The following is a 20,161-nucleotide window of genomic DNA, read 5'->3' as shown; positions in this document are numbered from 1 at the left end:
TCGCGCCCGTTTAACCGGTCAGGCGACGGCAGGGGTGTAAGTGGAGATGATCTCCAATATGCCGTTGATAATAAATTGCACACCCATACACACCAGCAGGAACCCCATCAGGCGTGATATTGCCTCAATGCCGCTTTGACCCACGAGACGCATGATAGCGCCGGAGCTGCGCAAGCAGGCCCACAGGATAACGGCGACCGTCAGGAAGATGGCTACAGGTGCTACCAGCAGTACCCAATGCGCAAATCCCAGGGTGTTTTCTTTAACGCTTGAGGCCGAACTGATGATCATGGCAATGGTCCCAGGGCCTGCGGTGCTGGGCATGGCTAGCGGGACAAAAGCGATATTGACGGAGGTTTTCTTACGCAATTCGTTGTTCTTGGTTTCAACCTCGGGCGCCTCTTCCGCGCGCTGTTGCGGGAACAACATACGAAAGCCAATGAATGCCACGATCAGTCCACCGGCAATACGCAAGCCGGGAATAGAAATCCCGAAAGTGTTCATGACTAACTGACCGGCATAGAACGCCACCGTCATGATGAAGAACACATAGACCGACGCCATCAGTGATTGTTGATTGCGTTCTTCACGCGTCATGTTACCCGAAAGACCGAGTAACAGCGCGACCGTAGTGAGTGGGTTGGCCAACGGCAGCAGTAGCACCAAACCCAGCCCAATGGCCTGGAATAACTGCAGAATACTCGTCATGGTTCAAACTTCCTGTTTTCAGTGAATGTTGTGACGCGGCATAGAGTCATCCCCTGGTTTGCCACCTGTTGAGGGGCAGCGCAGGGGAATAGACCTGTAAATATAGAGGAATGGTATTTGCAGCTCATTATCCTTGAGTGCTGGAAGGGGTCAGCTCAGGAACAGCGTCAGTGTTGGTATCATCGTCATTCACACAATCGCTGGTTATCTCTTGTGTATCTTCACACTCCATTGGCGGTTCGTTAACCGCAATGGCTCTTGGGTGGCGGTCTGCCCCCAAATGCAACAGCGCAAAAATAGCCACCAACACGATGCAGGCACCAACAAGTAACTTCAATAACCGGTTCATGATGCGGGATGCTGTCTCAACTCTGCCGTTAATGGCATCAGGATAGCGGGAGCGGAGCATGTTCGCCATAGCTGATTGACGCAATATTATTGTCTGTCTGCTCAGGACCCGTTTGGGGTTGGACACAAAAAATTATCGGTGAACAGATGTCTCTGCCTGAACCGGCTTATTTTAGTGTCATGACGCCTATGGTCTTGCGTGCAGGTGAGGCTTTCTGGTGTAGAGAACCTAATTCATCGCTTATTCAAAGCCTGCCCAGAAACTCCGGGTAGATGGCGCGCTAATCATAGTGTTACACTGTTCGTTCCGTTATGGCGTCGCACCATGTCACATAGACATTATGTGTTCATGAGGGCATATATTCGGCAGGGTAAAGTTGAATAGCGTTCATAACATAATGTATTTAAACGATTTTGTATTTCTTCATGTGATCTGTCGTGTGGGTCACCACTGTAGATAAGGAATTATTAATGCCTGTTATTACTCTTCCTGACGGAAGTCAGCGTCATTTTGACCGTGCCGTTTCCCCCCTGGATGTTGCCCTTGATATCGGCCCTGGCTTGGCGAAGGCCTGTATTGCCGGCCGTGTAAACGGTGAACTGGTTGATGCCGGCGATCTGATCGAATCAGATGCGCAACTGGCGATCATCACCATCAAGGACGCCGAAGGTCTGGAAATCATGCGCCACTCTTGTGCGCACCTGTTAGGCCATGCGATCAAACAACTGTGGCCAGACACCAAAATGGCTATCGGTCCAGTGATTGACAACGGTTTCTACTATGACGTTGATATTGACCGTACCCTGACGCAGGAAGACCTGGATCTGCTTGAAAAGCGGATGCATGAGTTGGCTGACAAAGATTATGACGTCATCAAGAAAAAGGTTAGCTGGCAAGAAGCCCGCGACACCTTTGCTGCACGTGGCGAAAGCTACAAAGTGGCGATCCTGGATGAGAATATCAGCCATGACGACCGTCCTGGCCTGTATCACCACGAAGAATACGTCGACATGTGCCGCGGTCCGCACGTGCCGAACATGCGTTTCTGCCATCATTTCAAACTGCAGAAAACGTCGGGCGCTTACTGGCGTGGCGACAGCAAAAATAAAATGCTGCAGCGTATCTATGGTACTGCCTGGGCAGACAAGAAACAGCTGAATGCCTATTTGCAGCGTCTGGAAGAAGCGGCTAAGCGTGACCACCGCAAGATCGGCAAGCAGCTCGATCTGTACCATATGCAGGAAGAAGCACCGGGTATGGTGTTCTGGCACAACGACGGTTGGACCATTTTCCGTGAGTTGGAAGCCTTTGTGCGTATGAAGCTCAAAGAGTACCAGTATCAGGAAGTGAAAGGGCCATTTATGATGGACCGTGTGCTGTGGGAAAAAACCGGGCACTGGGAAAACTATAAAGACGCCATGTTCACTACCTCGTCGGAAAACCGCGAGTATTGCATCAAGCCAATGAACTGCCCGGGACACGTGCAGATCTTCAACCAGGGCTTGAAGTCTTACCGTGATTTGCCACTGCGTATGGGCGAGTTCGGCAGCTGCCACCGCAATGAGCCGTCAGGTTCTCTGCATGGCCTGATGCGTGTACGCGGTTTTACTCAGGATGACGCCCATATCTTCTGTACTGAAGAGCAGGTGCGTGCCGAAGTAAACGAATGCATCAGAATGGTCTATGATGTGTACGGCACTTTTGGCTTCGACAAGATTGCTGTGAAGCTTTCAACCCGCCCAGAGAAGCGTATCGGTACTGACGATATGTGGACGCGTGCAGAAGACGATTTGGCTGCAGCGCTGACTGAAAACGGGATTCCGTTTGAATATCAGCCGGGTGAGGGTGCCTTCTACGGACCAAAAATTGAATTTACTCTGCATGATTGTTTGGATCGTGCATGGCAATGTGGTACCGTGCAGCTCGATTTCTTCTTGCCGGGTCGTTTAGGCGCGTCGTATGTTGGCGAAAACAACGATCGCGTGGTCCCGGTAATGATTCACCGCGCTATTTTGGGCTCCATGGAACGTTTCATCGGTATCCTTACCGAAGAATACGCAGGGTTCTACCCGACCTGGATTGCTCCGGTGCAGGTGGTGGTGATGAATATCACCGACAGTCAGTCTGATTATGTCCAGCAATTGACCAAAAAACTGCAGGACGCAGGTATTCGCGTGAAAGCGGACTTGAGAAATGAGAAGATTGGCTTTAAAATTCGCGAACATACTTTACGACGGGTTCCTTACATGTTGGTGTGCGGTGATAAAGAGGTCGAATCAGGCAAAGTTGCCGTTCGTACCCGCCGTGGCAAAGACCTGGGAAGCCTGGACGTAAATGAAGTCGTAGACAAGCTGCTGAAAGAGATTCGCAGCCGTAGTCTTCATCAACTGGAGGAATAAAGTATTAAAGGCGGAAAACGAGTTCAACCGGCGCGTCCTAATCGCATTAACAGAGAAATTCGCGCGCAAGAAGTTCGCCTAACCGGCGTCGATGGCGAGCAGATTGGTATTGTCAGTCTGAATGAAGCTCTTGAAAAAGCTGAGGAAGCGGGTGTTGATTTAGTAGAAATCAGCCCAAATGCCGAACCGCCAGTTTGTCGAATCATGGATTACGGCAAATTCCTCTACGAGAAGAGCAAGTCGACAAAAGAACAGAAGAAGAAGCAAAAAGTTATTCAGGTCAAGGAAATCAAATTCCGTCCTGGTACCGATGATGGCGACTATCAGGTCAAACTACGCAACCTGATTCGCTTTCTGGAAGATGGCGATAAAGCCAAAATCACCCTGCGTTTCCGTGGGCGTGAGATGGCGCACCAACAGATCGGTATGGAAGTGCTTAACCGCGTCCGTAAAGATCTGTGTGAAGACTCTGATTTGGCCATTGTCGAATCCTTCCCTACAAGGATCGAAGGTCGTCAGATGATCATGGTGCTCGCACCTAAGAAGAGACAGTAAGGCTTCCAAGTAATCGAACCCACGCAGCGCATGCGTTGTGTGGGTTTTATTCGCCTCACTGACTTGTTGTTTAACAATGCGAAGTGGATTTAATTAAAATGCCAAAGATTAAAACTGTACGTGGTGCAGCCAAACGCTTCAAAAAAACCGGCAGCGGTGGTTTTAAGCGTAAACATGCTAACCTGCGTCATATTCTGACCAAAAAAGCAACCAAGCGTAAACGTCACCTGCGTCCGAAAGGCATGGTGTCTAAAAACGATATGGTCCTGGTTGTCGCGTGCTTGCCGTACGCTTAAGCCATTTTTTTTGAATCTAGAATAAGACTTTAGGAGAGAGCATATGGCTCGCGTAAAACGTGGTGTAATTGCACGCGCACGTCACAAGAAAATTTTAAAACAAGCGAAAGGTTACTACGGTGCCCGTTCGCGCGTTTATCGTGTTGCCTTCCAGGCAGTAATCAAAGCAGGTCAGTACGCTTACCGTGACCGTCGTCAACGTAAGCGTCAGTTCCGTCAGCTGTGGATTGCACGTATTAACGCTGCTGCTCGTCAGAACGACATGTCTTACAGCAAATTCATTAACGGCTTGAAAAAAGCTTCTATTGAAATTGACCGTAAGATCTTGGCTGACATCGCAGTCTTCGACAAAGTGGCATTCTCTGCACTGGTTGAGAAAGCGAAAGCAGCACTGGCGTAAGTCAGTTATTAAAGAGGGAGCTTGCTCCCTCTTTAATCTTTGTTTTCAGCGACACACATTGACTTTTATTGACCGCCGCTATATCACTGGTGGACAATCATTGACCAGGTAATACAATCATGAAAGCTGCTATTTTTCGTTTCTTTTTTTACTTTAGCGCCTGAACTCAGGAGGCTTTGCGCGTAAGAAAAGAAACGAAAAGTAGCGCCTAAGCCTCCCTTGTGGAGGCTTTTTTGTTTTTGGCCGTCTTCGAAGCCGGGTTAAAGCGTTAAATGCTTTGAAGATGTGCTAAAGGCGTGTTCGAATAATAGATAACAATTACTTAGAGCCATATCGGCCAGAGGAAGAGGAAAGCAATGCCACATCTCGCAGAGCTGGTTGCCAATGCCAAGGCAGCCGTAGAAGATGCCCAGGATGTTGCCGCGTTAGATTTGGTACGCGTCGAATATTTAGGCAAAAAAGGTCATTTCACCTTGCAGATGCAATCGCTGCGTGACGTGCCGGCGGAAGATCGCCCGGCTGCCGGTGCGGTGATCAACCAGGCAAAACAAGCGGTGCAGGAAGCGCTGAACGCGCGTAAAAACACGCTGGAATCTGCCGCATTGAACGAACGTCTGGCCGCAGAAACCATCGACGTCTCTTTGCCGGGCCGCCGTATGGAAAACGGTGGATTGCATCCGGTGACGCGCACCATCGACCGTATCGAAGCCTTCTTCGGTGAGTTAGGTTTCTCCGTGGAGACCGGGCCGGAAATTGAAGATGACTATCACAACTTCGACGCGTTGAATATTCCGGGTCATCACCCGGCGCGCGCCGATCACGATACCTTCTGGTTCGACGCCACACGCTTACTGCGCACACAGACATCCGGCGTGCAGATCCGCACCATGAAGAACCAGCAGCCGCCAATCCGCATTATTGCACCGGGCCGTGTGTACCGTAACGATTACGACCAGACACATACCCCGATGTTCCATCAGATGGAAGGCCTGATTGTTGATAAAGACATCAGCTTCACCAACCTGAAGGGGACATTGCATGATTTCCTGAATAACTTCTTTGAAGAAGACTTGCAGGTTCGTTTCCGTCCGTCTTACTTCCCGTTTACCGAGCCTTCCGCTGAAGTGGATGTGATGGGTAAAAATGGCAAGTGGCTGGAAGTGCTGGGCTGCGGCATGGTTCACCCGAACGTGCTGCGCAATGTGGGCATCGATCCGGAGATTTATTCCGGTTTCGCTTTCGGTATGGGTATGGAGCGTCTGACGATGCTGCGTTACGGCGTTACCGATCTGCGTGCATTCTTCGAAAACGATCTGCGTTTCCTCAAACAGTTTAAGTAAGGCGGGAATATCACATGAAATTCAGTGAACTCTGGTTGCGCGAGTGGGTAAACCCGGCCATCAGCAGCGAAGCATTATCCGATCAAATTACCATGGCCGGCCTGGAAGTGGACGGCGTGGAGCCTGTCGCGGGTGCCTTTAACGGCGTGGTCGTGGGCCATGTTGTGGAGTGCGGTCAGCATCCGAACGCGGACAAACTGCGCGTAACCAAGATTAATGTGGGCGGTGACCGTCTGCTGGACATCGTCTGTGGCGCACCAAACTGCCGCACTGGCTTGAAAGTGGCTGTTGCTACCGTGGGCGCAGTGCTGCCAGGCGACTTCAAAATCAAAGCTGCGAAACTGCGTGGCGAACCTTCTGAGGGTATGCTCTGCTCGTTCTCCGAACTGGGGATTACCGACGATCACGACGGTATCATTGAGCTACCGGAAGACGCGCCAATCGGGACAGATATTCGCGAATATCTGCAGCTGAACGACAACGCGATCGAAATCAGCGTCACGCCGAACCGTGCCGACTGCCTGGGTATTATTGGCGTTGCACGCGATGTTGGCGTTTTGAATCAGGTTGCGTTGACCGAACCGGATATGAGCCCGGTAGCCGCAACTATCAATGATACATTGCCAATCCGTGTTGATGCGCCTCAGGCGTGCCCGCGTTATCTTGGCCGCGTAGTAAAAGGCATCGACGTTAAGGCTGCCAGCCCACTGTGGATGCGTGAAAAACTGCGTCGTTGCGGTATCCGCTCCATTGATGCCGTGGTTGATGTGACCAACTATGTACTGTTGGAACTGGGGCAACCCATGCATGCCTTCGACCTGAGCCGCATTGAAGGCGGTATCGTGGTGCGTATGGCAAGCGAAGGCGAAACCCTGACGCTGTTGGACGGTAACGAAGCGAAGCTGAACGCCGATACTTTAGTGATTGCCGATCACCAGAAAGCCCTGGCGATGGGGGGCATCTTCGGTGGTGAACATTCCGGTGTGAACGAATCTACCCAGGATGTGCTGCTGGAGTGCGCTTTCTTTAGCCCATTGTCCATTACCGGACGCGCACGCCGTCATGGCTTACACACTGACGCATCACACCGTTACGAGCGTGGCGTTGATCCTGCGTTGCAGTATAAAGCAATGGAGCGAGCGACTCGTCTGTTGATTGATATTTGCGGCGGTCAGGCTGGCCCTGTGATTGATGTAACCGCTGAAAGCGAGCTGCCAAAACGCGCCACCATTACGTTGCGTCGTGAAAAACTGGATCGCCTGATTGGTCACGTTGTGCCAAGTGAGCAGGTAAGCGACATTCTGCGTCGTTTGGGTTGCCAGGTGACCGAGCAGGGCGATAACTGGCTGGCGGTTGCGCCTAGCTGGCGTTTTGATATGGAAATCGAAGAAGACCTGGTGGAAGAAGTGGCCCGTGTTTACGGCTACAACAATATTCCTGACGTCCCGGTACGCGCTGACCTGATCATGACCAAGCATCGTGAAGCGGATCTGACGTTGAAGCGTGTGAAGACCATGTTGGTCGATCACGGTTATCAGGAAGCCATCACCTATAGCTTTGTTGATCCTAAAGTTCAGGCCTTACTGCACCCTGGCGAAGACGTCTTGATTCTGCCAAGCCCGATTTCGGTCGAAATGTCTGCGATGCGTCTGTCTCTGTGGACCGGCTTGCTGTCTGCGGTTGTCTATAACCAGAATCGTCAGCAAACTCGCCTGCGCCTGTTTGAAAGCGGCCTGCGCTTTGTGCCTGATACTGCGGCAAATCTGGGCATCCGTCAGGACGTCATGCTAGCTGGGGTGATTGCGGGCCATACGCATGAAGAACATTGGGATCTGGCGCGTAAGCCTGTCGACTTCTATGATTTAAAAGGGGATCTGGAGTCTGTTTTGGAGCTGACCGGTAAATTATCTGAAATTCAGTTCAAGGCAGAGACTCATCCAGCATTGCACCCGGGGCAGAGTGCGGGCATTTATTTCCAAGGTGAACCTGTAGGTTTCATCGGTGTAGTTCATCCGGAACTTGAACGTAAACTGGATCTTAACGGCCGAACAGTGGTGTTCGAACTGGAGTGGAACAAGGTCGCAAGCCGCGCCGTGCCTCAGGCGCGAGAGGTTTCTCGCTTCCCGGCAAACCGCCGTGATATCGCTGTTGTGGTGGCTGAAAACGTCCCCGCAGAAGATATTTTGGCAGAGTGTAAGAAAGTTGGCGCAAATCAGGTAGTTGGCGTAAACTTGTTTGATGTGTACCGTGGCAAGGGCGTGGCAGAGGGTTATAAGAGCCTGGCTATCAGTCTGGTATTGCAGGATACCGCTCGTACACTGGAAGAAGAGGAGATAGCCGTTACCGTTGCAAAATGTGTAGAGGCTCTAAAACAGCGATTCCAAGCATCCTTGAGGGATTGAACCTATGGCGCTTACTAAAGCTGAAATGTCAGAACACCTGTTTGAAAAGCTTGGGCTTAGCAAACGGGATGCCAAAGACCTGGTAGAACTGTTTTTCGAAGAGGTACGTCGTGCTCTTGAGAACGGTGAGCAGGTAAAACTGTCAGGTTTTGGCAATTTTGATTTGCGTGACAAAAACCAACGTCCGGGGCGTAACCCGAAGACCGGCGAGGATATTCCGATTACGGCGCGCCGCGTGGTCACTTTCCGTCCGGGACAAAAGCTGAAAAGTCGGGTAGAGAACGCAAGCCCGAAAGAGTAAGTTACGTGAAACCAAAAAAGGCCGCTTTTGCGGCCTTTTTCTTTTTGTGTATTAAATTCGGTTTATTCTTAAATTAAGGCATAAAAACGAATTAAGAAATTAAGTTTCATTGGGTTTTTTTAAATCTAAAATAATATATCGTTTGCGGATTATTCTTATGGTTATTTTTAACTTCGCATCACCATAAATAAAAGGGGCCGAAGCCCCTAATAATTAATAATGGTTGTAGTAGTGGCCAGGGCCACCACCGCCTCGGTGTCCACCACCGTAAGGCCCGTAGCAACAGGCGCTAAGCGCCGTGGCCAGCACGGCAACGGTCAGCAGCAGTACAATACGCTTAATCATAATAATATCTCTCTGGTGGGTGTTGGTTGAATTATAAGTGTCGGTAGGGTACGCAGTACGTCAGTTATTCGTTAAGCGTTGTTAGCAGCTATAATTATTTAAATAACGAAAAGTTGACTGTATGGATTGTGTAAAGGAGATGAAAACGATCTGAAAATAGGCTTTGGTGAGATAGGCGCAAAATAAACGCACTGATATAAACACCACAGCGAGAAAATAAAGTAGGAGCGTAAAATGAAAAAGATCCTGTTGCTGGTGTGTTTACCGCTGCTGCTGCCGCTGGTTGCACAGGCGGATGTCTCTATCGATATCAATGTACCGGGTGTTGCGGTGCATTTGGGGGATCAGGACCGTCGCGGCTACTATTGGGATGGATACGACTGGCGCCCACCACAATGGTGGCATGAACACCAGGGACGCGGTATTGGTGAACGAAACAACCGTGGTATGTATTGGGATGGTGGGCGCTGGCAACCCTCGCCGCCGCGCGGAAATGATCACCGTGGCCCTGAGCGAGGGGGTAACCCGTTCCACGGTGAGCGTGATCATCGTGATAACGGCAATCATCATGACAATGACGACCGCGATAATGGCCGCGATCGTGACAATGGTCACGGCAAACCCTATCCGCAAAACAATAACGACCCTCGCCGCTAATTGATTTAACGGCGGCTAATCTTGCCATCACCTGCGCGTGGTGGGCAGGATTAGCCGCTGTTTTCCTGCCGTAATCCTTATGCAATGCTTTCCCTTCTGAGGCTAACCCCCTAATATTTGACCCAGACGTCAATTATTCGGCCGCTGATCACGGCCAGCAGGGAACCGCCACACTTATGTCAACCCGCCAGACTTTTACCTTATTGCTGCACAAACAGCGTCATCGCGATAAACGGCATCTCATGGTGTTGGCGTTGGGCGTTGCCGTTGCTTTTGTTTTCAGCCTCAGTGCCGGTGATGTATGGCTTTGGCCCACGCAGTGGTCGAGTGAAACGGCGCAGCTGTTTGTCTGGCAATTACGCTTGCCCCGTGCGCTGGCGGTGATGTTGGTCGGGGCGAGTCTGGCGGTTGCGGGTGCGGTAATGCAGGCACTCTTTGAGAATCCGTTGGCCGAACCGGGTTTGCTGGGGGTGGCAAATGGCGCGGGTGTGGCGTTGGTGCTAACGGTGCTGTTGGGCAACGGCCTGCTTCCGGTGGCGATGATGAGCCTGAGCGCTATTGCCGGTGCATTGATAATGACTTTCCTGTTGCTCAGTTTTGCGCGGCGCAAGCGCCTGACCAATGCGCGTTTACTGCTGGTCGGCGTTGCCCTGGGCATCCTGTGCAGTGCCGTGATGACCTGGGCGGTGTATTTCAGTTCCAGTCTGGATTTGCGCCAACTTATGTATTGGATGATGGGAGGGTTTGGCGGCGTTGACTGGCGACAGAAGTGGCTGGTATTGGCGCTGTTGCCCGTGTTGTTGTGGTTGTGCGTTCAGGGCAAGGCGCTGAACTTTATGGCGCTGGGGGAAGTGCAAGCTCGCCAGCTTGGCCTTTCTTTGCACCTCTGGCGCAACCTGCTGGTTTTAGCGATCGGCTGGCTGGTGGGGGTTAGCGTCGCCTTGGCGGGGGTGATCGGTTTCGTCGGGTTAGTGATACCGCATATACTGCGTCTGAGTGGCCTGACCAACCAACGTTATTTATTGCCCGGCTGCGCGTTGGCGGGCGCCGGCGTGTTGCTTGCGGCCGATGTCATGGCTCGTATTACTTTGCTGTCGGCTGAATTACCCATTGGTGTGGTGACCGCTACGTTGGGTGCACCTCTATTTATCTGGTTACTGATCCGGGTAAAAAGCGTAAGGTAGTTTCTCTGTTCATCTGCAAGCAAAACAAGAGGATAAAATCCATGGCTCAACCGATTTATGACATTCCACTGAATACCATCCAAAACCAGCCCACCACGCTGGGTACGTATAAAGGCCGCGTGTTACTGGTGGTGAATGTGGCATCAGAGTGCGGCTTGACGAAACAGTACGAAGGACTGGAAGCCTTATATGAAACCCACCGGGAGCAAGGTTTTGAAGTCCTGGGCTTTCCGTCTAACGAGTTCCTTGGGCAGGAACCAGGAAGCAACGAAGAGATCCTGGCTTTTTGCCGTGGCACCTTTGGCGTCCAGTTCCCGATGTTTGCCAAACTCGAAGTCAACAGTGAAAACCGGCATCCATTGTATCAGGCGCTGATCGCCGCAGAGCCTCAAGCCGTTGCACCACAGGGCAGTGAGTTCCTGGCACGCATGAGCAGCAAGGGCCGGGCACCGAAGCAAACCGGCGATATTTTGTGGAACTTTGAGAAATTCCTGATCGGGCGCGATGGCACTGTGATCCAGCGTTTCTCCCCGGACACAACGCCGGAAGATCCGATCTTGGTTGCTGCGGTTAAACAGGCGTTGGCCGAAAAATAAAGAGGGAGTGGTAATTAAGCATGCTGCAACTCAGTCAGGTTGGGGTAGAAGGGCGTTTTACGCCGTTTTCAGCACAGGTCGATGCTGGGTTGCAGTTTCACCTTATTGGTCCGAATGGCGCCGGTAAAAGCACGCTGCTGGCGCGACTGGCGGGTATATTGCCGGGTACAGGTGATATCTTGCTCGCCGGGAAACCATTGGAAGACTATCAGGGCCATGAGTTGGCGTTGCGCCGTGCCTATTTGAGCCAGCAACAGCCGCCGGTCGCGCTGATGCCCGTATTCCAATATCTGGAACTGCACCGCCCGGCGGGGGCCGCGGAAGAGGCTCTGGAAAGCACCCTTCTTTATCTCTGTCAGCGTCTGAAACTGATGGATAAATTGTCCCGCATGTTGACACAACTATCCGGCGGGGAGTGGCAACGGGTGCGGCTGGCGGCGGTATTGCTGCAAGCCTGGCCGACGGTCAATCCGCGGAGCCAACTGTTGTTGCTGGACGAACCGACGAACAGTCTGGACGTGGCGCAGAAGGTTGCCCTGGATAGGTTGCTGCGGGAGTTTTGCCAAAGTGGGCGCAGTGCATTAGTTTGCGCGCATGACCTCAACCATACCTTGCAGCAGGCCGACCGAGTTTGGTTATTGCATGCAGGCCGTTTGGTTGCCCAGGGAGCCACGCAGGAAGTGATGGAGCCGTTATTGCTTTCAACAATTTATGACGTGGATTTTCACTTGCAGGCGGTTGGCGATCAACGCTGGATTATGACCAAAACTGCATAGTCCGTTAGCACGGTTAAAATTCACCCTAAACGAAAATTAAACGGACCCGATATAAATAGCGAGATAACGGTCGGCGTTATTTCCCTTTTTGCTTAAAATTGTCTGTCCAATCTTGAAAACCGTCGCTGACGTGCTACGATGATTAAGTTCAAAAATAATAAGTAAATAATTATAAATCACTATAACTAATTGATTATTAAATCAATTTAATTTTATGATGATGGCCCTCGCAGATCAGATAGTTAACTGATAATAAATCGCATCTTAAGGTTTAGTTAAGCTTGCGGCCGTACATTGGCAGTTAATCAACCAGGAACGATTCTCTCTGGCGTTTAATATCCGTTAAATAAAAGAGATCTACAGTGTCATTAAAAGAAGTTTGATACGTTTGGGGTTAACTATGGATCAATTTTTACCTTTCTCACGCCCAGCGATTGGCGATGAAGAAATCGCGGCGGTAGAAAGGGTATTGCGCTCAGGTTGGATCACTACCGGGCCGCAAAATCAGCAGTTGGAAAGTGAGTTTTGCGCCACCTTCGGCTGTAAACATGCCATTGCTGTTTGTTCCGCCACCGCCGGTATGCACATCACCCTGATGGCTCTGGGTATTGGCCCAGGCGACGAAGTTATCACTCCCTCACAGACCTGGGTTTCCACCCTCAACATGATTGAATTGCTCGGCGCGACGCCGGTAATGATTGACGTTGACCGCGATACGCTGATGGTCAGCGCCAGCGATGTTGAAGCAGCGATTACGGCAAAAACCAAAGCTATTGTTCCGGTACATTACGCTGGCGCACCACTGCAAATGGACGCGTTGCGCGATGTGGCTCAACGCCACAACATTCCTCTGATTGAAGACGCGGCCCACGCCGTCGGTTCCCGTTACAACGGTGAGTGGGTCGGTGCTCGTGGCACGGCCATCTTCTCATTCCACGCGATTAAGAATCTGACCTGCGCCGAAGGCGGCCTGATTGCCACCGACGACGATGAATTGGCGGATCGCCTGCGTTGTTTGAAATTCCACGGTTTGGCCGTTGATGCGTTTGACCGCCAGCAACTAGGGCGCAAACCTCAGGCTGAAGTGGTCGAGCCTGGCTATAAATACAATCTTTCTGATATCCATGCGGCCATCGCCGTGGTGCAACTGGCACGCTTGCCGCAGCTTAATGCTCGCCGTAAAGCGCTGGCGCAGCGTTATCTCACCGCGTTGGAAGGCTCGCCTTTCCTGCCGCTGGGTTTGCCGGATTACCCGCATGACCACGCATGGCATCTGTTTATGGTACGCGTTGATGCCGAGCGCTGTGGGATCGACCGCGATCAACTGATGGAACGCTTGAAAGAAGTCGGTATTGGCACCGGTCTGCATTTCCGCGCGGCCCATACTCAAAAGTTTTATCGTGAACGTTATCCGCAGCTGTCTTTGCCGAATACTGAATGGAACTCGGCGCGCCTGTGTACCTTACCGCTATTCCCTGATATGACCGACGACGATGTTGATCGCGTGGTCAAAGCCTTGTCTTCTGTTGTGGAGTCGTTACGTGTCTCGCGTTGAACCGATAAAAAAAGTTTCGGTGGTGATCCCGGTATACAACGAGCAGGAAAGCTTACCTGCTTTGCTTGAGCGTACCAGTGCTGCCTGTAAACAATTGACCCAACCTTATGAAATTATCCTGGTCGATGACGGCAGCAGTGACAACTCTGCTGACATGTTGACCGCCGCGGCTGAACAGCCAGGCAGCTGTGTTATTGCGGTATTGCTTAACCGTAACTACGGTCAGCATTCGGCGATCATGGCCGGTTTCAACCAGGTGAGTGGCGATCTGGTGATTACACTGGATGCCGATTTGCAAAACCCACCAGAAGAGATCCCGCGTTTAGTGCGCGTGGCGGAAGAAGGCTACGACGTTGTGGGCACCGTGCGTGCTAATCGTCAGGATTCCTGGTTCCGCAAAAGTGCCTCGCGCATCATCAATATGATGATCCAACGCGCCACTGGCAAATCGATGGGGGATTACGGTTGCATGCTACGTGCTTACCGTCGCCATATTATCGAGGCGATGCTTAACTGCCACGAGCGCAGCACCTTCATCCCTATCCTGGCGAATACCTTCGCCCGCCGCACCACAGAAATTGAAGTGCTGCATGCTGAGCGTGAGTTTGGCGATTCCAAATACAGCCTGATGAAGCTGATTAACCTGATGTATGACCTGATCACCTGCTTGACGACAACACCGCTGCGTTTGCTCAGCGTTGTCGGCAGCGTGATAGCTCTCTCAGGTTTCATACTGGCAGTGCTGTTGATCGCTCTGCGTTTGATTATGGGACCTGAATGGTCAGGCGGCGGGGTGTTCACCCTGTTTGCCGTATTGTTTACCTTTATCGGCGCCCAATTTGTCGGCATGGGCCTGCTGGGCGAGTACATCGGTCGTATCTATACCGACGTGCGTGCTCGTCCCCGTTATTTTGTTCAGAAAGTGGTCGGTGAACAACCGACTCACAATACTCAGGAAGAAGAATAATGAAAGCTATTGTATTTGCTTACCATGATATTGGCTGCGCAGGCCTGAAAGCGCTAACTGACGCAGGCTATGATGTTCAAGCGGTATTCACGCATACCGACGATCCTGGTGAGAACAACTTTTTCTCCTCCGTTGCCCGCTTGGGTGCAGAATTGGAGTTGCCGGTTTATGCGCCGGATGACGTTAACCACCCGCTGTGGATCGAGCGTATCCGTCAGATGCAGCCGGACGTTATTTTCTCATTCTATTATCGCAATCTGCTGAGCGACGAACTTCTGTCACTGGCCCCGAAAGGCGGTTTCAACCTGCACGGTTCATTGCTGCCACACTACCGCGGCCGTGCACCAGTGAACTGGGTGTTGGTGAATGGCGAAACCGAAACCGGTGCGACGCTGCATAAAATGGTCAAGCGCCCAGATGCGGGTGACATCGTTGGTCAACGTAAAGTAACCATTGCCGCTGAAGACACAGCTCTGACGCTGCACAAAAAAGTGTTGGAAGCCGCGCAGGTACTGCTGAAAGACGAGCTGCCAAAACTGAAAAACGGTACCGCCACGTTCACCGCGCAAAACGAAGCCGAAGCCAGCTATTTTGGCCGTCGCACTGCGGCAGACGGTGAAATTCTGTGGCATAAATCCGCGCAGGAAATCAACAACCTGGTGCGTGCTGTTACCGAACCTTACCCAGGCGCTTTCAGCTACCTTGGTCAGCGTAAATTGATCGTTTGGCGCGCTCGCGTGCTGGATACACAGCACGACAAACAACCGGGTACTGTGCTCAGCACTTCTCCGCTGGTTATTGCCTGCGGTGAAGGCGCACTGGAAATCGTTGCCGGTCAAAACGATGCGGGTCTGTACGTACAGGGCAGCCGTCTGGCACAGGAAATGGGTATCGTCACCGATGTGCGCCTGGCTGCCAAGCCAAACGCAGTGATGAAGCGCAGAACGCGTGTGCTGATTCTCGGGGTTAACGGCTTCATCGGTAACCACCTGACCGAACGCCTGCTGCGTGATGACCGTTACGATATCTACGGCTTGGATATTGGCTCTGATGCTATCAGCCGTTTCCTTGATAACCCGCGCTTCCACTTTGTGGAAGGTGACATCAGCATTCACTCCGAGTGGATCGAGTATCACATTAAAAAATGTGACGTCGTTCTGCCGCTGGTGGCTATTGCGACGCCAATCGAATATACCCGCAACCCACTGCGCGTGTTCGAGCTGGATTTTGAAGAAAACTTGAAAATCGTCCGCGACTGCGTGAAATACAATAAGCGCATTATCTTCCCGTCCACCTCTGAAGTGTATGGCATGTGTGACGATAAGGAATTTGACGAAGACCACTCACGTCTGATTGTTGGGCCAATCAACAAACAGCGCTGGATTTATTCCGTGTCCAAACAGTTGCTGGATCGGGTTATCTGGGCATACGGTGCCAAAGAAGGCCTGAAGTTCACGCTGTTCCGTCCATTTAACTGGATGGGGCCACGTCTGGATAACCTGGATGCTGCGCGTATTGGTTCTTCCCGTGCTATTACCCAGTTGATCCTTAATCTGGTTGAAGGTTCTCCAATCAAATTGATGGACGGCGGGGCGCAGAAACGTTGCTTCACTGACATCAACGACGGTATCGAGGCGCTGTTCCGCATTATCGAAAACCGTGATGGCCTGTGTGACGGCCAGATCGTCAACATTGGTAACCCGACCAACGAAGCCAGCATCCGCGAATTAGCAGAAATGCTGCTTGAAAGCTTCAACAACCACCCGCTGCGCGATCGCTTCCCGCCGTTTGCCGGCTTCAAAGATGTGGAAAGCAGCAGCTACTACGGTAAAGGCTATCAGGACGTTGAGCACCGTACGCCAAGCATCAAGAATGCGCGTCGCCTGCTGGATTGGCAGCCGACTATCGCGATGCAGCAAACCGTTGCTGATACGCTGGATTACTTCTTGCGCACAACCGTTCAGGAAGGTGACGGTGCATGAAGAAAGTCGGTCTGCGAGTTGATGTAGATACCTTCAGCGGCACCCGGGAAGGGGTGCCGCAGTTGCTGGAGTTGTTTGACAAGTACAATATTCAGGCCAGTTTCTTTTTCAGCGTAGGACCGGACAATATGGGGCGCCATCTTTGGCGCCTTTTGCGTCCGAAATTCCTGTGGAAAATGCTGCGTTCTAACGCAGCATCACTGTATGGCTTGGACATTTTGCTGGCTGGCACAGCCTGGCCGGGACGCAATATCTCCCGTCGGCTGGGGCCGTTGATGAAACTTACCGCAGAGGCCGGGCATGAGGTGGGGTTACATGCCTGGGATCATCAGGGTTGGCAAGCCAAAGTCGCGCGCTGGTCTGAGGCTGAGCTGACGCAGCAGGTTCAACTTGGTGTGGACGCACTGGCTGCCAGTACCGGTCAGCCGGTTAAATGTTCAGCGGTTGCCGGTTGGCGTGCAGATACGCGGGTGTTGGAAGTGAAGCAGCGCTTTGGTTTTCATTACAACAGCGATTGTCGTGGTACGCATCCCTTCCGCCCTGTGTTAAGCGATGGCCGCCTGGGAACCGTACAGATTCCAGTCACGCTACCGACCTTCGATGAGGTGATTGGTAGCGAAGTGAGTATGGCTGACTTTAACGATTACATTCTGCGGGCCATTGAAAGCGATCCGGGTGTGCCGGTATATACCATTCACACTGAAGTTGAAGGTATGTCACAGGCAGCCATGTTTGAGCAGTTACTGCAGCGGGCGCAACGGCAGGGCATAGAATTCTGTCCGTTAAGCGCACTGTTGCCCCAAGATTTGGCGTCATTGCCATTGGGCCGCGTCGAGCGTGCTCCTTTCCCTGGCCGCGAAGGTTGGCTGGGCTGTCAAACCGATGTGAAGGACGATTCATGAAGGCGCTAAAAGGATCATGGGCCATTTTATTGGCCATTTTTTTTGCTTTGGTTTACCTGATTCCTCTCAACGGTCGCCTGTTATGGCAACCAGATGAAACTCGCTATGCTGAAATTAGCCGAGAGATGCTGCAACGTGGCGACTGGGTCGTGCCGCATTTGCTCGGTCTGCGCTATTTTGAAAAACCGGTTGCTGGCTATTGGTTCAACAACATCAGCCAATGGTTGTTTGGTGATACTAACTTTGCGGTGCGCTTTGGTTCGGTATTTAGCACCGGCATGACGGCGTTGTTGGTATTTGTACTGGCAATGCTGATGTGGCGCAATGCCCACCGCGCTTGCCTGGCGGTACTGATTTTCCTGTCTATGGTGCTGGTTTTCAGCATCGGTACCTACAGCGTATTGGATCCGATGATCTCGTTGTGGCTGGCCGCAGCCATGGTCAGCTATTATATGACGCTGAAAGCCACCACGGTTAAAGGCAAACTGGGTGGCTACGTGCTGCTGGGCTTGGCCTGTGGAATGGGCTTTATGACCAAGGGGTTCCTGGCACTGGCGGTACCGGTGATTGCGGTGATCCCGATCGTTATACAACAGCGGCGGATTAAAGATCTGTTGATTTATGGCCCTGTGGCGATCGTGGTTGCCGTGTTGCTGAGCTTGCCTTGGGCGTTGGCGATTGCACAACGTGAACCGGACTTCTGGAATTACTTCTTCTGGGTTGAGCATATTCAGCGATTCGCCGAAGACAATGCCCAACATAAAGCGCCATTCTGGTATTACCTCCCGATTCTGATGGCTGCTGTATTGCCATGGCTGGCACTTTTGCCGGGGGCGCTGCTCAAAGGCTGGCGTGAACGCGTCCAACGGCCTGAGCTGTTCTTCCTGCTCAGTTGGGTGATGATGCCGCTGATCTTCTTCAGCATCGCCAAGGGCAAGTTGCCAACCTATATTCTGCCATGCATGGCACCGATGGCGTTGTTAATGGCGGCGTATGCTGAAGATTGCGTGGCGGCACTGCGCAATAAGGTCTTCAAGGTTAACGCCGTATTAAACGGATTGTTTGGCTTAATCGGCATCGTGGCGCTGCTGCTCCTGGGCTCCGGGTTACTGCCGAAAGTGCATTTGTTTACCGCACAAGAGTGGCCGAAGATCGTCATCGGCATTATCGCCTTTGCCGGTTGGTTGCTGTTTGCTGTCGTATCGGTGCGCAATAATGCAAAACGCTGGAGCTGGGCGGCGGCTTGCCCGTTGCTGCTGTGCCTGCTGATTGGTTATGCTATTCCACAACAGGTCACTGACTCCAAATTGCCGCAAAACTTCGCGCAGACCAATATGGCTGAGTTAAGCCACAGCCGTTATGTACTGACTGATAGCGTTGGCGTGGCTGCGGGTTTGGCCTGGGAATTGAAGCGCAGCGATGTACTGATGTTTAACCAGAAGGGAGAAGTTTCCTATGGCTTGGATTACGCAGATGCGCGTAGCCATTTCATCAGCGATGCGGACTTCCCACAGTGGTTGGAACAGGCACGTAAGCAGGGCGATGTTTCACTGGTCTTGCAGTTGTCCCGTGGCGAAAGCATTGAACAGCAAAATCTGCCGCCGGCGGATAAGGTGCAGGTAATGAACCGTCTGGCATTGTTCTGGTATCAGCAGCAGCCATGATCATCGGCTATCTGTTGGTCATTGTGGTCAGCTTGCTCACCTGTGGTGGGCAGCTGTGCCAGAAACAGGCCGCCCAGTGCTGGCAGTTGGCTCCCGCCGTCAGGCGGGGGCCAACGCTGCGTTGGTTGGCACTGGCGGTGTTGTTGTTAGGGTTAGGTATGGCCGTGTGGCTTAACGTATTACAACGTTTGCCGCTCAGTTTGGCCTATCCGACACTCAGTCTGAACTTTGTGTTGGTGACGCTTGCCGCCCGTTGGTTGTTTAAAGAACCGACTACCATACGGCATTGGTGGGGGGTAGGTTCGATTATGCTGGGGATCCTGCTGATGAGTATAAATCCATGAGGGGCTATGCCTGGGGCGCTGCCAGCGTCCTGCTGGTTACGCTGGCACAGCTGTTGATGAAGTGGGGAATGTCACAGATCCCACTGATGTCATTTGCTGACGTCACTCTCAGCCTGTTTAGCCAATACTGGTTACCACTTCTGGCGGTCAGTGGCGGTATTTTCGGCTATGCATTGTCAATGTTATGCTGGTTCTTCGCGCTCCACCATTTGCCTCTTAACCGTGCTTATCCCTTGCTGAGTGTCAGTTATGCGTTGGTCTATCTGGCGGCGGTGATTTTGCCATGGTTTAACGAATCGGCTACCTTACTGAAAACATTGGGTACGCTGTTTATCCTGTTTGGCGTGTGGTTGATTAACAGCCAAGCCACGGTAAAAACGCCCCAATAGCACAAAAACTGCCGCTAATACGATTATCTCCTTCACAGCGCTTGCCTTTT

The 20,161-nt window shown here is 52.0% G+C and carries 22 protein-coding genes and 1 other annotated feature; of the genes, 19 read left to right on the top strand and 3 right to left on the bottom strand.

The window, feature by feature from the left end:
* Positions 1–18: 18 nt before the first annotated feature.
* Together ACI2J2_RS06970 and ACI2J2_RS06965 are read right to left on the bottom strand one after the other, a co-directional pair.
* Positions 19–708: a MarC family NAAT transporter gene (locus tag ACI2J2_RS06970; protein WP_209633007.1), complete on the bottom strand. Its 690-nt coding sequence runs from the start codon at positions 706–708 to the stop codon at positions 19–21.
* A gap of 127 nt (positions 709–835) precedes the next feature.
* Positions 836–1,045, bottom strand: a complete 210-nt coding sequence (locus tag ACI2J2_RS06965) for a hypothetical protein (RefSeq protein ID WP_265556159.1) — start codon at positions 1,043–1,045, stop codon at positions 836–838.
* A 482-nt stretch (positions 1,046–1,527) separates the two neighbouring features.
* Here ACI2J2_RS06965 and thrS point away from each other — a divergent pair, with 482 nt between their 5' ends.
* The 8 genes from thrS to ihfA all read left to right on the top strand — a co-directional run bounded on the left by thrS (position 1,528) and on the right by ihfA (position 8,750).
* A complete protein-coding gene (gene thrS, locus ACI2J2_RS06960; protein ID WP_209633009.1) occupies positions 1,528–3,456 on the top strand; it encodes a threonine--tRNA ligase in 1,929 nt (642 codons plus the stop codon).
* Positions 3,457–3,459: 3 nt separating this feature from the next.
* A complete protein-coding gene (infC, locus tag ACI2J2_RS06955; protein WP_013812633.1) occupies positions 3,460–4,011 on the top strand; it encodes a translation initiation factor IF-3 in 552 nt (183 codons plus the stop codon).
* A 98-nt stretch (positions 4,012–4,109) separates the two neighbouring features.
* Positions 4,110–4,307, top strand: coding sequence for a 50S ribosomal protein L35 (gene rpmI, locus ACI2J2_RS06950; protein ID WP_004943591.1), 198 nt, complete (start codon positions 4,110–4,112; stop codon positions 4,305–4,307).
* 43 nt (positions 4,308–4,350) lie between these two features.
* Positions 4,351–4,707, top strand: a complete 357-nt coding sequence (gene rplT, locus ACI2J2_RS06945) for a 50S ribosomal protein L20 (RefSeq protein ID WP_020826620.1) — start codon at positions 4,351–4,353, stop codon at positions 4,705–4,707.
* Between the two features lie 115 nt (positions 4,708–4,822).
* Positions 4,823–4,945, top strand: a sequence feature (Phe leader region).
* Positions 4,827–4,871 (top strand): pheST operon leader peptide PheM, encoded by a 45-nt coding sequence (gene pheM, locus ACI2J2_RS06940; protein WP_130383008.1) that lies wholly within the window; start codon positions 4,827–4,829, stop codon positions 4,869–4,871. (Overlaps the previous feature by 45 nt.)
* A gap of 118 nt (positions 4,946–5,063) precedes the next feature.
* Positions 5,064–6,047: a phenylalanine--tRNA ligase subunit alpha gene (gene pheS, locus ACI2J2_RS06935; RefSeq protein WP_037418571.1), complete on the top strand. Its 984-nt coding sequence runs from the start codon at positions 5,064–5,066 to the stop codon at positions 6,045–6,047.
* 14 nt (positions 6,048–6,061) lie between these two features.
* Entirely contained in the window at positions 6,062–8,449 is a 2,388-nt protein-coding gene (gene pheT / locus ACI2J2_RS06930) for a phenylalanine--tRNA ligase subunit beta (protein WP_404759728.1), read from the top strand.
* Positions 8,450–8,453: 4 nt separating this feature from the next.
* Complete coding sequence (gene ihfA, locus ACI2J2_RS06925; protein WP_004943604.1) at positions 8,454–8,750, top strand: integration host factor subunit alpha; 297 nt, start codon at positions 8,454–8,456, stop codon at positions 8,748–8,750.
* Between the two features lie 213 nt (positions 8,751–8,963).
* Here ihfA and ACI2J2_RS06920 read toward each other — a convergent pair whose 3' ends face one another.
* Positions 8,964–9,095, bottom strand: coding sequence for a hypothetical protein (locus ACI2J2_RS06920; RefSeq protein ID WP_265556156.1), 132 nt, complete (start codon positions 9,093–9,095; stop codon positions 8,964–8,966).
* A gap of 234 nt (positions 9,096–9,329) precedes the next feature.
* Between ACI2J2_RS06920 and ACI2J2_RS06915 the strand changes: the two genes are divergently transcribed.
* From ACI2J2_RS06915 to arnF, 11 genes are all read left to right on the top strand, one after another.
* A complete protein-coding gene (locus ACI2J2_RS06915; protein ID WP_404759727.1) occupies positions 9,330–9,752 on the top strand; it encodes a DUF2502 domain-containing protein in 423 nt (140 codons plus the stop codon).
* A gap of 176 nt (positions 9,753–9,928) precedes the next feature.
* Positions 9,929–10,936 (top strand): vitamin B12 ABC transporter permease BtuC, encoded by a 1,008-nt coding sequence (gene btuC / locus ACI2J2_RS06910; RefSeq protein ID WP_404759726.1) that lies wholly within the window; start codon positions 9,929–9,931, stop codon positions 10,934–10,936.
* Between the two features lie 41 nt (positions 10,937–10,977).
* Entirely contained in the window at positions 10,978–11,532 is a 555-nt protein-coding gene (locus ACI2J2_RS06905) for a glutathione peroxidase (RefSeq protein WP_209633013.1), read from the top strand.
* A gap of 20 nt (positions 11,533–11,552) precedes the next feature.
* Positions 11,553–12,308, top strand: coding sequence for a vitamin B12 ABC transporter ATP-binding protein BtuD (gene btuD / locus ACI2J2_RS06900; RefSeq protein WP_404759725.1), 756 nt, complete (start codon positions 11,553–11,555; stop codon positions 12,306–12,308).
* Positions 12,309–12,708: 400 nt separating this feature from the next.
* Positions 12,709–13,863 carry a UDP-4-amino-4-deoxy-L-arabinose aminotransferase gene (arnB, locus tag ACI2J2_RS06895; RefSeq protein WP_037418591.1) on the top strand — a complete coding sequence of 385 codons (1,155 nt, stop codon included), beginning with the start codon at positions 12,709–12,711 and terminating at the stop codon, positions 13,861–13,863.
* Complete coding sequence (gene arnC, locus ACI2J2_RS06890) at positions 13,850–14,830, top strand: undecaprenyl-phosphate 4-deoxy-4-formamido-L-arabinose transferase (RefSeq protein ID WP_209633015.1); 981 nt, start codon at positions 13,850–13,852, stop codon at positions 14,828–14,830. The genes arnB and arnC overlap by 14 nt, the downstream gene beginning before the upstream one ends.
* Complete coding sequence (gene arnA, locus ACI2J2_RS06885) at positions 14,830–16,812, top strand: bifunctional UDP-4-amino-4-deoxy-L-arabinose formyltransferase/UDP-glucuronic acid oxidase ArnA (RefSeq protein WP_209633016.1); 1,983 nt, start codon at positions 14,830–14,832, stop codon at positions 16,810–16,812. The genes arnC and arnA overlap by 1 nt, the downstream gene beginning before the upstream one ends.
* Positions 16,809–17,714 (top strand): 4-deoxy-4-formamido-L-arabinose-phosphoundecaprenol deformylase, encoded by a 906-nt coding sequence (gene arnD, locus ACI2J2_RS06880; protein ID WP_209633017.1) that lies wholly within the window; start codon positions 16,809–16,811, stop codon positions 17,712–17,714. The genes arnA and arnD overlap by 4 nt, the downstream gene beginning before the upstream one ends.
* The gene (gene arnT / locus ACI2J2_RS06875; protein ID WP_209633018.1) at positions 17,711–19,378 is read left to right on the top strand and encodes a lipid IV(A) 4-amino-4-deoxy-L-arabinosyltransferase; all 1,668 of its coding nucleotides are present in this window, start codon (positions 17,711–17,713) and stop codon (positions 19,376–19,378) included. Before arnD ends, arnT begins: the two co-directional genes overlap by 4 nt.
* Positions 19,375–19,722: a 4-amino-4-deoxy-L-arabinose-phosphoundecaprenol flippase subunit ArnE gene (gene arnE / locus ACI2J2_RS06870; protein ID WP_404759724.1), complete on the top strand. Its 348-nt coding sequence runs from the start codon at positions 19,375–19,377 to the stop codon at positions 19,720–19,722. The genes arnT and arnE overlap by 4 nt, the downstream gene beginning before the upstream one ends.
* Positions 19,719–20,111 carry a 4-amino-4-deoxy-L-arabinose-phosphoundecaprenol flippase subunit ArnF gene (gene arnF, locus ACI2J2_RS06865; protein WP_209633020.1) on the top strand — a complete coding sequence of 131 codons (393 nt, stop codon included), beginning with the start codon at positions 19,719–19,721 and terminating at the stop codon, positions 20,109–20,111. The genes arnE and arnF overlap by 4 nt, the downstream gene beginning before the upstream one ends.
* Positions 20,112–20,161: the final 50 nt, after the last annotated feature.

This window comes from Serratia sp. NPDC087055, from assembly GCF_044900985.1.
Lineage (GTDB): Bacteria > Pseudomonadota > Gammaproteobacteria > Enterobacterales > Enterobacteriaceae > Serratia.
Note: the sequence above shows the minus strand (reverse complement) of the source record. Positions and strands in the feature narration are given on the sequence as shown.

What these genes read in the sequence shown, in the direction of transcription:
- rplT (WP_020826620.1), top strand. Translation starts at nt 4,351, where the DNA reads ATGGCTCGCGTAAAACGTGGTGTAATTGCACGCGCACGTCACAAGAAA.
- arnE (WP_404759724.1), top strand. Translation starts at nt 19,375, where the DNA reads ATGATCATCGGCTATCTGTTGGTCATTGTGGTCAGCTTGCTCACCTGT.
- ACI2J2_RS06915 (WP_404759727.1), top strand. Translation starts at nt 9,330, where the DNA reads ATGAAAAAGATCCTGTTGCTGGTGTGTTTACCGCTGCTGCTGCCGCTG.
- ACI2J2_RS06920 (WP_265556156.1), bottom strand. Translation starts at nt 9,095, where the DNA reads ATGATTAAGCGTATTGTACTGCTGCTGACCGTTGCCGTGCTGGCCACG.
- rpmI (WP_004943591.1), top strand. Translation starts at nt 4,110, where the DNA reads ATGCCAAAGATTAAAACTGTACGTGGTGCAGCCAAACGCTTCAAAAAA.
- ACI2J2_RS06970 (WP_209633007.1), bottom strand. Translation starts at nt 708, where the DNA reads ATGACGAGTATTCTGCAGTTATTCCAGGCCATTGGGCTGGGTTTGGTG.
- thrS (WP_209633009.1), top strand. Translation starts at nt 1,528, where the DNA reads ATGCCTGTTATTACTCTTCCTGACGGAAGTCAGCGTCATTTTGACCGT.
- arnT (WP_209633018.1), top strand. Translation starts at nt 17,711, where the DNA reads ATGAAGGCGCTAAAAGGATCATGGGCCATTTTATTGGCCATTTTTTTT.
- ACI2J2_RS06905 (WP_209633013.1), top strand. Translation starts at nt 10,978, where the DNA reads ATGGCTCAACCGATTTATGACATTCCACTGAATACCATCCAAAACCAG.
- arnB (WP_037418591.1), top strand. Translation starts at nt 12,709, where the DNA reads ATGGATCAATTTTTACCTTTCTCACGCCCAGCGATTGGCGATGAAGAA.
- arnD (WP_209633017.1), top strand. Translation starts at nt 16,809, where the DNA reads ATGAAGAAAGTCGGTCTGCGAGTTGATGTAGATACCTTCAGCGGCACC.
- arnF (WP_209633020.1), top strand. Translation starts at nt 19,719, where the DNA reads ATGAGGGGCTATGCCTGGGGCGCTGCCAGCGTCCTGCTGGTTACGCTG.
- pheS (WP_037418571.1), top strand. Translation starts at nt 5,064, where the DNA reads ATGCCACATCTCGCAGAGCTGGTTGCCAATGCCAAGGCAGCCGTAGAA.
- ihfA (WP_004943604.1), top strand. Translation starts at nt 8,454, where the DNA reads ATGGCGCTTACTAAAGCTGAAATGTCAGAACACCTGTTTGAAAAGCTT.
- arnA (WP_209633016.1), top strand. Translation starts at nt 14,830, where the DNA reads ATGAAAGCTATTGTATTTGCTTACCATGATATTGGCTGCGCAGGCCTG.
- btuD (WP_404759725.1), top strand. Translation starts at nt 11,553, where the DNA reads ATGCTGCAACTCAGTCAGGTTGGGGTAGAAGGGCGTTTTACGCCGTTT.
- btuC (WP_404759726.1), top strand. Translation starts at nt 9,929, where the DNA reads ATGTCAACCCGCCAGACTTTTACCTTATTGCTGCACAAACAGCGTCAT.
- pheT (WP_404759728.1), top strand. Translation starts at nt 6,062, where the DNA reads ATGAAATTCAGTGAACTCTGGTTGCGCGAGTGGGTAAACCCGGCCATC.